15 protein-coding genes and 1 riboswitch are annotated in these 14,676 nt (G+C 35.1%); all 15 genes read right to left on the minus strand.

What is annotated here, in order from left to right:
* Positions 1-113 precede the first annotated feature (113 nt).
* Positions 114-332, minus strand: coding sequence for a YlzJ-like family protein (locus MWH25_RS00585; RefSeq protein ID WP_248624700.1), 219 nt, complete (start codon positions 330-332; stop codon positions 114-116).
* Positions 332-1,099, minus strand: coding sequence for a ClpP family protease (locus tag MWH25_RS00590; protein ID WP_345947208.1), 768 nt, complete (start codon positions 1,097-1,099; stop codon positions 332-334). Before MWH25_RS00590 ends, MWH25_RS00585 begins: the two co-directional genes overlap by 1 nt.
* 350 nt (positions 1,100-1,449) lie before the next feature.
* On the minus strand, positions 1,450-3,117 hold the full coding sequence (locus MWH25_RS00595) for a ribonuclease J (RefSeq protein ID WP_248624702.1): 1,668 nt from the start codon (positions 3,115-3,117) through the stop codon (positions 1,450-1,452).
* A 276-nt stretch (positions 3,118-3,393) separates the two neighbouring features.
* Positions 3,394-4,272 (minus strand): 4-hydroxy-tetrahydrodipicolinate synthase, encoded by an 879-nt coding sequence (dapA, locus tag MWH25_RS00600; protein ID WP_248624704.1) that lies wholly within the window; start codon positions 4,270-4,272, stop codon positions 3,394-3,396.
* 21 nt (positions 4,273-4,293) lie between these two features.
* Complete coding sequence (dapG, locus tag MWH25_RS00605) at positions 4,294-5,514, minus strand: aspartate kinase (protein ID WP_248624706.1); 1,221 nt, start codon at positions 5,512-5,514, stop codon at positions 4,294-4,296.
* Positions 5,515-5,534: 20 nt separating this feature from the next.
* Positions 5,535-6,533 (minus strand): aspartate-semialdehyde dehydrogenase, encoded by a 999-nt coding sequence (locus MWH25_RS00610; RefSeq protein ID WP_248624709.1) that lies wholly within the window; start codon positions 6,531-6,533, stop codon positions 5,535-5,537.
* 239 nt (positions 6,534-6,772) lie between these two features.
* Positions 6,773-7,366 carry a dipicolinate synthase subunit B gene (locus MWH25_RS00615; RefSeq protein WP_248624711.1) on the minus strand — a complete coding sequence of 198 codons (594 nt, stop codon included), beginning with the start codon at positions 7,364-7,366 and terminating at the stop codon, positions 6,773-6,775.
* Positions 7,367-7,654: 288 nt separating this feature from the next.
* Positions 7,655-8,542, minus strand: coding sequence for a dipicolinate synthase subunit DpsA (gene dpsA, locus MWH25_RS00620; protein WP_248624713.1), 888 nt, complete (start codon positions 8,540-8,542; stop codon positions 7,655-7,657).
* A gap of 95 nt (positions 8,543-8,637) precedes the next feature.
* Positions 8,638-9,441 carry a 4-hydroxy-tetrahydrodipicolinate reductase gene (gene dapB, locus MWH25_RS00625; RefSeq protein WP_248624715.1) on the minus strand — a complete coding sequence of 268 codons (804 nt, stop codon included), beginning with the start codon at positions 9,439-9,441 and terminating at the stop codon, positions 8,638-8,640.
* Positions 9,442-9,985: 544 nt separating this feature from the next.
* Positions 9,986-10,159, minus strand: a riboswitch (Lysine riboswitch).
* A gap of 64 nt (positions 10,160-10,223) precedes the next feature.
* On the minus strand, positions 10,224-10,709 hold the full coding sequence (locus MWH25_RS00630; RefSeq protein ID WP_248624718.1) for a general stress protein: 486 nt from the start codon (positions 10,707-10,709) through the stop codon (positions 10,224-10,226).
* Between the two features lie 84 nt (positions 10,710-10,793).
* The gene (locus tag MWH25_RS00635; protein WP_248624720.1) at positions 10,794-11,057 is read right to left on the minus strand and encodes a YlmC/YmxH family sporulation protein; all 264 of its coding nucleotides are present in this window, start codon (positions 11,055-11,057) and stop codon (positions 10,794-10,796) included.
* A 467-nt stretch (positions 11,058-11,524) separates the two neighbouring features.
* Positions 11,525-11,956, minus strand: coding sequence for a dUTP diphosphatase (gene dut, locus MWH25_RS00640; RefSeq protein WP_248624722.1), 432 nt, complete (start codon positions 11,954-11,956; stop codon positions 11,525-11,527).
* Positions 11,957-12,149: 193 nt separating this feature from the next.
* Positions 12,150-13,004 (minus strand): VanW family protein, encoded by an 855-nt coding sequence (locus MWH25_RS00645; RefSeq protein WP_248624724.1) that lies wholly within the window; start codon positions 13,002-13,004, stop codon positions 12,150-12,152.
* An 8-nt stretch (positions 13,005-13,012) separates the two neighbouring features.
* Positions 13,013-13,747 (minus strand): polysaccharide deacetylase family protein, encoded by a 735-nt coding sequence (locus tag MWH25_RS00650; protein ID WP_248624726.1) that lies wholly within the window; start codon positions 13,745-13,747, stop codon positions 13,013-13,015.
* A complete protein-coding gene (locus MWH25_RS00655; RefSeq protein WP_248624728.1) occupies positions 13,740-14,528 on the minus strand; it encodes a polysaccharide deacetylase family protein in 789 nt (262 codons plus the stop codon). Before MWH25_RS00655 ends, MWH25_RS00650 begins: the two co-directional genes overlap by 8 nt.
* Between the last annotated feature and the right edge of the window lie 148 nt (positions 14,529-14,676).

Genomic DNA, 14,676 nt, shown 5'->3' on the forward strand with positions numbered 1-14,676 from the left:
GGTTTCACACACCGTACTGGCTAAAACAGCATGGATAGGATTTCCACCTATTGTTTATTGCATCTACAAGGCACACATCAAAAAACACCGCCAGTAACAGGCGGTGTTTAACTCTATTCAATAACTGGTTTTAATTTAATATTATTACCTGGTTGATAACTACTTAACAAATAGTCATTCGGATTTGAACTAATAACTCTGACAACTTCCCCTGATTGCATTGAGTTCATCTTAACTTCTACTGTAACTCCATCAATTTCGACTTCTAATAATTGATCTTTTTTTATCTCTTCCTCCGCTAAAAACTCAGGATCTATAACAGAATAATTCATTATTCTTCCTCCCCTAAAGCTTCAATTACACCTTGCCGGGGCTTGATTCCCATTTGTTGCTGTTGTTGATTATTATTTTGCATCTGTTGTTGGTTAGTTTGCTGATTACTCTGTTGCTCATCAGGCATTAAGGATTTTAATTTATTAATTGCTTGTGATAATCCTCCCACTTCATTGATAATTCCTTCATTAACAGCATCATCACCAATTAAGACTGTTCCTACATCTCTGACCAATTCTCCAGTCTCAAACATTAACTCCTTAAATCTTTCCTCTGTAATATCAGAGTTTTTAGAAACAAACTTAATAATTCTTTCTTGCATCTTATCTAGATAATCATAAGTCTGTGGTACTCCAATTACTTTTCCTGTCAGTCGGATTGGATGAACGATCATTGTTGCTGTTTCAGCTATAAAGGAATAATCGGTTGAGGCAGCAATTGGTACCCCAATACTATGCCCCCCACCTAATACTAAGGAAACTGTTGGCTTTGACAAACTAGCAAGCATTTCTGAAATAGCTAAGCCTGCTTCTATATCTCCTCCAACTGTATTGAGGTTAACTATTACTCCCTTTATATTAGGATTCTGCTCAATTGCAGTCAACTGAGGAATTAAGTGTTCATACTTAGTAGTCTTATTTTTAGGAGATAAAACACGATGCCCTTCAATTTGACCTACAATTGTCAACGCATGTATATCAGTATTAATTTGTTGTGGAATATTTGTCTGACCTAATTGTTTTAATATTTGTAACTGCTCTTGCATTTTCTTCTGTTGATCTTCATCTTGACCCTGAGTAGGCTGGTTAGGTTGAGTAGTTGCTGGATTAGGAGAAATATCTTGTTCTTTGATTTCTTGATCCATTCTTTATCTCACTCCTTTTTATTCTTACTAGTTAGTATGATAAAATAAGTATTTAATATTCATTTTTAAACAAAATAAAAAGTTGCCTGCGGCAACTCAGCTTAAGCCTAAGATTAAGTTTAAGTAAAACCAATAAAAAAAGTTATTCATAAAATCTGTAAAGTATAATTTCCTTAATAATAAAATAAACATCGCAGAAGTTACTTCTGCGATGTTTATAAATCGTTCAAATTCTAAAAATATTATACTGTTTAAACTTCCATAATAATCGGTAAAATCATTGGTTTTCTTCTGATTTTATTGTATAAATAACTATTTAACGCATTCTTAATTTCAGATTTTAAAACAGACCACTCAGTAATATTATTTTCTTCACATTCTTTAAGGGCTTTTTCTACTTTTCTAGTAGCATCCTCAATTAATTTTTCAGATTCCCTAATATAAACAAAACCACGTGAAATAATGTCAGGACCAGATAAAACTTTACCTTGGCTATTGATAGTAACAACAACCATCAAAATACCATTTTCAGATAAAACCCTTCTATCCCGCAGAACAATATTACCTACATCTCCAACTCCTAAACCATCGATCAATACTCTTCCAGCTTTAACACTACCGGTTATTCGCCCTTCTTCAGGCGTCAACTCAATCTTATCCCCTAGATCAGGAATAAAAATGTTTTCCATAGGAACCCCTACAGTTTCAGCTAGTTTTGCATGTAAATGTAAATGTCTGTACTCTCCATGTACTGGAAAGAAGTATTTAGGTTTAGTTAAATTTAGCATTAACTTAAGTTCTTCTTGACTTGCATGTCCAGAAACGTGAACTCCAGAAACAGCTTCATAAATTACATTTGCTCCTTGTTTAAATAACTGATTGATTGTTCGACCAACTGCTTTAACGTTTCCAGGAATAGCAGTCGCAGAAACAATAACCGTATCTCCTTTGTTAATACTAATTTGACGATGATCACCTCTAGCTATCCGTGTCAATGCAGCACGTGGTTCACCTTGACTTCCTGTTGTTAATAATACTACTTTATGATCAGATAATTTTCTTACTTCATGTAAGTCAATTAACATCCCTTCAGGAATATCCAAATAACCTAAATCCTTAGCAATTTGAACATTATTTAACATACTCCGACCACTTAGAGCAACCTTACGGTTATACTTCACCGCTGCATCAAAAACCTGTTGAATTCGATTAATATTAGAAGCAAAACTAGCTACAATAATCTTGTGCTCTGCTTCATCATAAATTTCATCTATCGTCTTTTTAACCTCCCTTTCTGACATCGTAAAACCTTCACGTTCCACATTAGTACTATCAGAAAACAAAGCTAAAACTCCTTCATTCCCTAGCTCAGCTAGCTTATGTAGATCAGCCATTTTACCATCAATTGGTGTCTGATCAAACTTAAAATCACTAGCATATACAAGTGCTCCAGCTGGAGTGTGAACAGCTAATGCACAAGCATCCTGAATACTATGATTAACCCGAATGAATTCAACCTTAAAAGAACCAACTTGGGCTGAATGCCCTGGATAAACATGCTTTAAATAAGAGTTTGAAAGTAAATTATGTGATTCAAGCTTCCCTCTCAATAACCCTAAAGTTAATTTGGTTCCATAAATTGGAACATTAACCTTTTTTAATAAATAAGGAATTGATCCTATATGATCCTCATGACCGTGAGTTAAAACAACTCCCTTTATCTTCTCCCGATTCTCAAATAAATAAGACATATCTGGAATAACTAAATCTATCCCATATAGATCATCTTCAGGAAACTTCACCCCAGAGTCTATAATTAGTATCTCATCATTTGCTTCGACTGCCATCATGTTTTTTCCTATTTCTCCTATTCCTCCTAGAGGAACGACTGTAACTGACTCTATTTTATTGTTTGACATCTAATTAACACACACCTCCAAATTAATAAGTTATTTTTTATCTAACATTAAAAAATTTATAATTTAACGTAATCTTAATTAATAACCGTCTTGATTAAAATCTAACCGAAACTCCACAGTATAATACTCTAATTCATATTATAAATGATTTCCCGAGTAAATACAAGTAAGATTGTCCTAATTTATAAAATTTCGAAGAACTAGCATCTAAGTAAGGACTAATTAAGTAAGGTCACCCTTAAGGGTGACCTTACTTAATTTATCATTTTTATAAATTTAAATCAAATTATATTCTGTTAAAACTTCTTTTAACTCAACTTCTAATTGATTACTCAACTCATTTAACGGTGGTCTCAATCTACCTGCTGGTTGACCTATTAAAGCCAAAGCAGTTTTCACAGGAATTGGATTGGTTGTAGTAAACATAGTCTTAAATAATTTATTAAGTTCTTCATTTTTTTGAGCAGCCTCTTCTATTTTACCAGCTTTAAAAGCTGTAACCATCTCTTTAATCTGATCACCCACTAAATGAGCTGCTACACTAACCACACCAGACCCACCAATTGACAGTAAAGGTAATGTCAAGATATCTTCTCCACTATATATTTCAAAATCATCAGCAGTCATTCTACGAATCATAATTGCCTGATCTACATCACCACTTGCTTCTTTAATTGCAACTATATTATCAATCTCAGATAATTTAGCTACTGTTTCAGGTTCAATATTTCTCCCTGTTCTTCCTGGTACGTTATAAAGCATCACAGGTAAACTAGTTACAGCAGCAATCGACTTAAAATGTTCATAGAGCCCATCTTGAGGAGGTTTATTATAATATGGTGTTACTAACATAACACCATCTACACCTATCTGCTCTGCTTTTTTAGTAAGCTCAATACTGTCCTGTGTTGAATAAGAACCTGTTCCTGCTATTATAGTAGTTTGATCACCTACAGCGTTAATAATAACTTCTAATAATTCTATCTTTTCTTCTACCTTTAAGGTAGGTACTTCTCCTGTTGTTCCTAATACAACTAAACCATCTGAACCATTATTAATTAAATACTCTGCTAATTCAACAGCTCCTTCATAATCCACAGTTAAATCATCACTAAAAGGAGTTATCATTGCTGTTAACACTTCACCAAAACCCATATTTACAAACACCTCCAAATTTTAATCGCCTAAACTAAAATAATCATGTAATGCACATATACTTTTTTCTTCATCTTCTTTCTTAATTAAACAAGAAATTGTAGTATGTGAATCTGTCGTTTGATAAATTGAGACTTCTTGCTCAGTTAAAGCTTCAACTACTCGAGCCATTACTCCAGGTACCCCTACCATTCCAGCCCCTACAATTGAAATCTTAACAAAGTTTTGTAATAATTCATAGTGATAACTCTCTTCTTCTAATAATTCAGAAGCTAATTCTACACTCTCATTATTAATCATAAAAGTAATCAGATCAGGTCTAACATTAATAAAATCCACACTTATTCCTTCTTCAGCTAATGTTCTAAAACATCCTAATGCAGTAGCATCTTCCTGTTTTGCTCTTGGAAAAATCTTAATTAAATCTAAATTAGTTCTACTGGTAATTCCTGTCACTATTTTGTCCCCTTTAATCTCTATCTCATCTTGCTCAAAAACATTGGAAATTACAGTTCCTTGAGCATCACTAAAGGTAGAACGAATTATTATTGGAACTCTTTCCCTTTTAGATATTTCTGCTGCACGAGGGTGGATAACTCTTGCCCCTTGATAAGCTAATTCACATGCTTCATTATAAGTAACATGCTTTAAAGTTTTAGCATTAGGAACTATTTTAGGATCCGCTGTCATTACCCCTTCAACATCTGTATAAATCTCTACCATTTCTGCATGTAAGGCAGCTCCTAAAGCACAAGCTGTTGTATCAGAACCACCTCGACCTAAAGTCGTAATTTCTCCATCTTCTGAAACCCCTTGAAATCCAGCTATAACCGGAATTTCATCTTCATCTAGAACCTCTAATATATTACCAGATTTAACCTCTTTAATTCGGGTATCACCAAAGTTGTCATCAGTTAGAATGCCAGCTTGAGCCCCAGTCAATGGTTTAGCCTCATACCCCCTCGCTTTTAAAGCCTGAGTAATAACTACACTTGAAATTACTTCACCACAGGACATTAATAAGTCTTTAGCTCGTGGCTTTATAGTATCATATACTTCTTGTGCAAAATTAATTAATGTATCTGTAGCATAAGGTGCTCCTTCTCTACCAATTGCTGAAACAACAATGACAGGTTTATAACCTTGATTAATACAATTGATTACTTTATCAATGACCTGTTCTCGTCGTTTAGACGTACTAACTGACGAACCACCAAACTTTTGAATTACTATCTTATACATTCAGTCACCTCACTTTACATTTAAATCAACTTTTCAGCAATTTGAATTGTATTCAAGGCAGCCCCCTTCCTCAAATTATTAGCTACAACCCAGAGATTCAAACCATGTTCAACAGTATTATCTTTTCTAATCCTTCCCACTAAGACATCATCAGTTCCTTCTGTATCTAGTTGTAAAGGATAAGCCAATTCAGCTGGATTATCAACCACTTTTATCCCAGAAAATTCATCTAGTAACTTTTTAGTCTCTTCTACTGTCAAACCAAAATTAGTTTCTATATTAATAGCTTCAGCATGACCAATTAAAACTGGAATTCTAACAGCAGTAGCCGTTACTTTTATCTCTCCATCCCCCATAATCTTCTTAGTTTCATTGACCATTTTAAGTTCTTCTTTAGTATAGCCATCATTTAAGAAAACATCAATGTGTGGTAAGGCATTAAAAGCAATCTGTTTAGGATAAACTTCTGCCTCCACTTCATCTCCAGCTAAAATTGCTCTTGTCTGTTCTTGTAATTCATCCATCGCATCTTTACCAGTTCCTGATACAGCCTGATAAGTAGAAACTACTATTCTTTTGATTCCAACTTGATCATAAATTGGTTTTAAAGCTGCTACCATCTGAATCGTAGAACAGTTTGGATTAGCTATAATTCCATTATGCTTAGCTATATCGTCTGGATTAACTTCAGGTACTACCAATGGTACCTCATCGTCCATTCTAAAGGCACTACTATTATCTATTACAATCGCACCTCTTTTTACTGCTTCAGGGGCCAACTTCTTACTAGCAGTTCCCCCTGCACTAAATAAGGCAATATCAACACCTTCAAAAGAGTCAGGAGTTGTCACCTCAACAACATACTCTTCACCTTTACAAGTCATTATTGTACCAGCAGAACGTTCTGTCGCCAGCAATTTCAAATCAACAAACGGAAAATCTCTTTCCTCTAAAATACTTACCATTTCACGCCCTACTGCTCCTGTTGCACCTACTACCGCTACATTTAAATTTTCCATATTTAACCCTCCTCAAATAATTTTAATGTTCTCAACTAAATCCAAGTTTATTATCACACTGCTTAACAGATGTTTGAATTTTTATGCACTCCCGTTTAAAATGTACAATTGACAATTAAATTCAAAATATCAAAGTCAAAAGACTAAAAAACCAATAATTAAAAAACAAGCCTCAAAACCATAAACTTTAAGTAATTTTAATTATAAATTGTTAATTGTTAATTGTCAATTAGATTAATTCAGATTCCTTTGTATTCAATAATCACAGGTTGTAACTGCTTACTCTCTAACGCATACTGAGTTGTTTCAACAATCAAATCCATCCTAGCAACTAAAGAATTAGGTTTTTCCGTCGGATTATCTTGACCTAAAGGAACAAGATATAAATTAGGTATATTCAAAGCTTTACCTATATTGGCAGCATTATTACCTAAAGCATCATTGGTCGCTACAGCTAAAACTGTTGCTCGACTATTCCGCAAATGAGCCTTAACTGCCATGACTACAGTTGTATCAGTAATTCCATTAACTATTTTAGCTATAGTATTTCCTGTACAAGGAGCAACAATCAAGACATCCAATAACTTCTTAGGGCCAACCGGCTCAACTTCTGGAATAGATGTCCATGGTTTATTCCCTGTAATTGCAATCACTCTTTCTCGCCACTTTTGCGGTTTTCCAAATCTAGTCCCATAAGTTTGAACTGTTTCTGATAAGATAGGTTGAACTTCAGCACCTAAGTTGACCAACCTCTTCATTTCAGGTAAGACTTGTTCTAAAGTACAATGCGAACCAGTTAAAGCAAAACCAATCTTTTTCCCAGCAAAATCCACCAACAAGCACCTCCCTATAAGCTGTATAGTGCTCTCAACTAAATTAAAGCCTGTTATTACAATGCTTCGCGGATAACTAAATTTCTCTGCACCCCCGTCTTAGTGTACAATTTACAATATACAATTGACAATTAAATTCAAAACCACACAATCAAAACACTAAAAAGTCAATATCTAGGGGCTAAAAACTGACTACTTCTTTGGCTTTCTAATATTTTCTTTTAGCTGAGAATACTCGCTGTAAGTTATCTTATTAACTTTACATAACGAACTTTTATAATTAATAACTCATTGCTCTTTTACTATAACTCGAGGGATAATCTCACTTAAAATCTTTCCAGCACTCTTAGGGGCAACTTTACCAGGTAATCCTAATGCTAATTCAGCCTTGATTCCTAATTCTTGGGCTACTTCAAAATCTGTTCCTCCAGGAGCAGAAGCTAAATCGATAATAATCGCTTCTGAACTTACCTCTTCTAAAAGCTCTCGATCTAAGATCAATGTTGGAACTGTATTAAAAATAAAATCTGCTTCAGCTATCTGCTCAGCTAAATTTGCAAAATCAACTGGATTGAACCCTAGTTCAACCGCTCGCGCTAAATCCTTAGGTTTACGTGCAACACCATAAGTATTACTACCTAAATCATGCAACATCCTCGCTAGGGTTAACCCAACTCGCCCTAATCCTAATACAAAAGAGTTATTATTATGCAAGGTAATCGGTGTTTCTCTAATAGCAATTTCAATAGCTCCTTCAGCTGTAGGAATTGCATTTAAAATAGCCACTTCATCCAAAGCAGCCAACTCTACCAATTGAAGTTGATACTTCTGACACCAATCTTTAATCTTAGGTTTAGCAAATCCTATAAAGAAGATAGTACCAGCTAGCAAGCTAGCAAAAAAATCTTCTGTCAACTGAAGTTCTACATCATCGAAGGTCTTTTTAACTTTTAAATCAGTATCAGTTCCTGTCATCGGTGCTATTAATGCTGTTAAATTATCAGGCTTCAATTCTTCTAATGATTCAACTACTTCTATATTCTTTTCATTCAACCCACGAGGCTCCCCCACTATTTGTAAGTCAGCTCCCAAAGTTAACAATTGAGATATCAACTCTAGCTCCCGTGCATCGCCCCCTAAAACAGCAATTTCTAATCCTGTTAAGTTATACGCCATCTAATTATCCCTCCCTTCTACCATTAACTTAATTATTATCAATAACATTATATGTACAGCTAAAAGAGATAGTGCTTGTCTAAAGTTAATTAATCTTAATTAAAGTCGATTAAGTTATCCAATCCATAAACAACTCCATTAATTTCATCTAACTTTCTAATTGCTAATTCAACTCCTGGCATAAAAGATTTACGATTGATTGAATCATGCCTAATAGTCAAGGTCTGACCTAACCCTCCAAAAATAACTTCTTGGTGAGCAACCAAACCAGGCAACCGGAGACTATGTATATTAATTCCATCTTGTTCTCCTCCTCGAGCTCCTGGTAATTTTTCAATCTCCTCTACTTGCTCTTCTTGCTCAACAGTTAGATTTTCTTTAATCAGCTCTGCAGTCTTAATTGCAGTACCTGATGGAGCATCTATTTTCTGATCATGATGTAATTCTATAATTTCTACATCATCCATAAATTTAGCTGCTTGTTTACTAAATTGCATCATTAAAATAGCACCAATAGCAAAATTAGGAGCAATAACCACTTTAGTATCTAATCCTTGATTCCACTCTTCAATCCGAGTTAAATCTGCTTCAATAATCCCTGTAGCTCCTACTACTATATCGACTTTTTGTTCAATAGCCTGTTTAATATCACCCATTACAACCTGCGGATTGGTAAAATCAACGAGCACATCAGGTTCTGTATCCGCTATTACCTGTGCTAAATCCTCCTCAATCTCAACTATTGGCCCTTCTAATCCTAGAAGTTGATTAATATCTTCTCCAACATCAATTATATCAACTGCTCCTACTAACTCAAAATCGTCCACTCTAGCAATCATTCGTACTACCTCTTGGCCCATCTTTCCATTGGCCCCTGCTACTACTATTTTTTTATTCATCGTCTCACTCCCTTTATAATTTATGAAATTTAATTGATATAATGTGTCACTTTTCGTTCGTGAAATAATGTGTTTTTGTAGGGGCAACCCTCGTGGATATGGTTTTTATGGATACGGTTTTTGTGATTTTCACGAAAGGGCTGATAAGCCCTGTAGGATTGCCCTTGTTTTAGAGAAACCCTTACTTAGGGTGAACACGAGGTTCACCCCTACATGAAAACCAATGTTCTGTGTAGGGGCGACTCCCTGTGGATATGGTCTCTATGGATACGGTCTGTGTGAATTTCACGAAGGGTCTTGATTTTTAGACCCGTAGGCGAGAGGACTCGTAGGGTCGCCCTTTATTTCACGGGCAGGCACAGGGACCTGCCCCTACAAAATTTTTTTACTGATTCCTTATTCCAAATTCTTGATTCCAGTGGCACAAAAGTGCCACATAATTGTAATTATGCTCTTTTACTCACACCGACACTCACACTACTTATGTTCTCTCATAATAAAGAAAGCGATTGGTAGCACTACCAATCGCCTTTTGTTCAACTCAGGATTAGATAGCACTCCACTAGAATAACTAGTGGCAGATCTGGATTTATTAAATACAGATCCAATCTGGTTAGAAGACCACTCATAGCCAGATTTCGGCAATAACCCCTTTCTTTATAAGGCATATGGCCAATTCCTTATAAATACTGATGATTCTTGCACCTCAATCTTATAATATGCATTTATTATATTGTCTAATATTTAAACTAATTTGTCAAGCTATCAAGTTAAAAATTAACTTAATGTTGCTCGACGTCATATGCTCCATTCTCTCTTAATATATTAGCGACTTCGCTAACTCTATTTTCATCAGTCTCCTCAGCTGCTACTAAAATCCTACCTTGTTCTACTTCCTGAGCATATCTCTCTCCTGTATCTTCATCAACTCCATAATCAACTAAAGCACCTGCAATTCCTCCAGCAGCTACACCACTTAATCCGGCAGCTAATGGCCCAGCAGCTAAGATTGGCCCTACTCCAGGAACAGCTAATAATCCAGCTCCAGCTAAGATTCCTCCTATTCCTCCGAGTGCCCCTCCTGTTACAGTACCATCAGCTAAGTCTTGTTCTTCTCCTCTCATTTCTCCGCCAGCTTCCATATCTTGTCCTTCATCACGCTTAGCTACCAGAGAAATTCGCTCTTCACTAATACCATTTTCTTTCATCCGACTAATTGCTTGTTGAGCAGGTTCCTCTGAATCAAAAACTCCTAAGACTGTTGGCATTAAATCAACTCCTTTTAAATTAATTTATTGATTTGCTTCAATTATATTTTATCCAAGTCAAAAATTTATATTCTAAATTGCTAATTATGAAGAGTATGCTTTATAATTTTTTGATTTTAAATTAACAATTACAACTTCCGAACCTACTTTTACTATTGCTTCCCAAGGAATTATTAAGTATTCTTCTTGCCCAAAAACATTAAAAAAGTTCTCGCGGTTAGGAATTACAATTGACTCTAAGTCTCCTGTTATTTCATCAAAAACAAGTTCTGATTGATTGATCATTCCTAATCTTACTCCATCATGCATATTGATTACCTCTTTGCCCTCTAATTCACTTAATTTCATAATTTTTTCATTAAACCTCCCCTCGGTAAAGCAGTTAATAGTTAATACCTTTAATTGATATATAGTGTCAGTAGTCTGTGTCTGTGTCTGTGAAATTCAAACCCACTAACTCCTTTAAATCATAAAGATTTTGAACTTGATTTTTTACTGACACGGATTACTGACACTGACACTGACACATAATTGTAATTAAGTTCTAATCACTAATTACTAATCACTAGTTACTAGTCACCAATCACCAGCCTGATACTTATATTCTATTCACCATTACTAACATAATATGAATCAAATTACCAATAGACTAAATTTTAGTCTAAGTTTAAGACTAAGTAAAAAAAACTAAAATCTTAAAAAAGCAAATGACCTACAAACATATCCTAATCTTTAGAATACACCCATAGGTCAATACTAAATTAGAATTAATTTTTTACTCAACCTTAAACTCAAACTCAGACTTAGACTCAGACTTAAACCCCTGTATGCCCATATCCTCCACTGCCTCGCTTTGAATCATCTAACTGCTCTACCTCTTCCCATTCTACCTCTTGATACTGCTGTACAATCAACTGAGCAATTCTATCTCCTTTATCAACTTTAAACTCTTCGGGTCCATGATTAATTAACACAACGCCTATTTCCCCTCGATAGCCGGAATCAATGACTCCATCTGCATTTAAAACAGTAACACCATGCTTTAAAGCAAGCCCACTACGAGGATTGACAAAACCTGCATATCCTCGTGGTAAACTAATAACAATTCCTGTTTTAAATAATCGATACTCTCCTGACTCTAAGACTCCTGCTTCCCTAGAATAAAGATCCATCCCTGCATCTTCTCCTAGATGTTGATAGTTAGGTAATGGAAGAGACTTATCTAATCGTTTAATCTTAATCTTCATTTAATTGCTCCTTCCTCTTTTTTAAATAATTCATTATTCTCCATTCTAGATTATTAGTTTCCTTCCTGCAATTAACTTCAAAAATAAACAAGTTAAGTTTAAGGTTAAGTCTAAGTTCAAGTAAAACCTAATGCCTTTATGCTTTTAACGTTTGACTTAGCCTTAATCTCAGCCTTAAACTTGATTTTTATTCCTAATACCCTAAAATCCTTACTGTCACATAACCGCCTCCACTACTAGCTTTAACTATAATTGGTTGCTCAAAATTATTCTTAAATTTAAAATCAAAGTAATCCCAAGCAACCGTTGCATCTTTTCCTTCTGGAACATAACTAACATCTTTAGAATGGGTATGGCGTTCTACAACCTCCAACTCCTCCTGCTTTAAGGCATTATATAATGTACTAGAAACCTGACAAATCCCTCCTCCAACCCCTGGTACCAACCTTCCATTTACAATCTCTGGTGCTTCCTTAAACCCTTTCTCTTTAGTTCGCGGGCCAACGATCTGATTAAATGAAAATACCTCATCTGATAGCACTAATTGATTATTAATTAATTTAGTTGCTAGTTTAATATTCTCCCTTCTATTCTCACTTCCCGTTATCCGAGTAGTATAGACACCAATCTCTTTAGTTATCTTTTCAAGTTGCTCCTGTTTTATGTATGGTTCTATCCTTTCTAAAACCGATTCTAAGTATTTACCCTCTTCAGCTTCCATTATCTCTTTTTTAGTAGCTGTAATATCTAAAATCTGCCCAAAAACTTCAGGAACAATCTCTCCGCTTTCTTGATCTACTGTAGCATCAACAGGATATAAAATCAACTCTTGAGAATAATCTAAAAGTAACTCTTCAACTTCATGGGGCAGATAACCACTTAGATCATGCTGATGATAACTCACCCCATCTTCTACTCCCCAAATCACTCTTCTCACTTTATCTAACTCTCCAAATAAACCCAAAAGCAAAATAACAACTAAGATAATAATTACTAAAATTATTGCTCCTCGCTGGACTACATAGACTATACCTCCTCGCTCACTCATCTCTTCTTTCACTCCAATAACTCAGAAACGGTTACTAATTCATAGCCTTGCTCTTGTAGGTTAGCTATCATCCTTGATAGGGCTGCTGCTGTTGGTTCAGTAGGATGCATCAAGACAATTCCACCATTCTCTGCCTGATCAATAACCCGTTTTAAAATTACGTCAGAACTAGGACGCTGCCAATCAATAGTATCAATCGTCCACATAATCGTTTTATAGCCAAGTTCCTCAGCAACCTCAACAATTCTTTCATCTACTTCACCATATGGTGGAGCAAATAAATCAGTCTTATAACCAGTCTCTGCAACAATTAACTCCTCATTATCCTTAATTAAACCAATTAACTCCTCTTTTGATAACTGTTTAGGGTGCCAATGACGAAAACCATGATTTCCTAATTCATGACCTCGCTGTTCAATCTCTGTAATCAACTCTGGAAACTTTTCAACCCACCTTCCAATAAAGAAGAATGTCGCTTTAACCTGATACTGATCTAAAGTATCAAGCATGGCTGGTAAATACTGCTCCCCCCAAGCAACATTGATCGCCAATGACATCTTGGCTTGATCAGTTGGTCCTTGATAATAAGCTCCATTTTGGGCTTCAAAAACAGGCTGCTCACCATAATTAGGAGTGTTAAATTTAATCATTCCAAAGCTGATTAAAATAACAGTAGCAAGCAAGCCAACAATAACTTGACGATTTATTGGTAAATAGAAAAACCTGACCTTCCTCTTATCCATCTTTACGCCCCCTTTCTACTTTCTTTTGAAGACCTGTATGCTGCTCAATATAGTAATCTTCAGTATAAATCAATTCAGAAACTGGTACAATTTCATAACCCTGCTCCTTTAACTTAGGTATTAAGCTGCTCAATGCATCAGGGGTTTTCTCTCCATCATTATGCATCAAAATAATATCCCCAGAGCCAACATTATCTAAAATACGATCGACAATATAATCACCGCTAACATCCATCCAATCATGAGAGTCAATACTCCATTGAATTGGGTAATAGCCTAACTCCTCACAAGTCTTAATCAATAAATTACTGTATTCTCCAAATGGAGGTCGAAATAAGTTTGGCTCTTCCCCAGTCAACTTTCTAATTAATTCCCCTGTTCGATTCAACTCCTGTTCGATTTTTTCTTTACTTAAAGTAGCCATATGAGGATGTGTATAACTATGATTACCTACCTCATGACCATTAGCTACTATCTCTTTAACCAACTGAGGATTCTCTTCTAACCAATTACCACCAAAAAAGAAAGTTATATTTAAATCATGTTTTTGAAAGATTTCCAATAACTTAGGTGTTCTCTCTGCCCCCCACATTCCATCCAGGGTAATAGCTATCTTATTATCTGAACGATCTACTCCATAAATTGGAACCAACTTCTCTTGACTAACCATAACTTCTTGCTGAGTAACAAACTCTCTAGTTGCTATACCAAATAAAAAGAAACTAAACCCTAATACTACACAGAGTATTAAAACATCTTTAGCCTTTAACGTTAATATCATCCACTTTCTCCTCCTTATCACTCCTTGCTATCTATTTATTCAAATTAATCATTAATTATCACTTTCCATAACAACTGGAATATTTTACTCTGAATATTAAATTAACTGACTAATATAATTTTATAACCTAACCTATATAAAGGATGTC

It is taken from the genome of Natroniella acetigena (assembly GCF_023227745.1).
GTDB lineage: Bacteria > Bacillota > Halanaerobiia > Halobacteroidales > Halobacteroidaceae > Natroniella > Natroniella acetigena.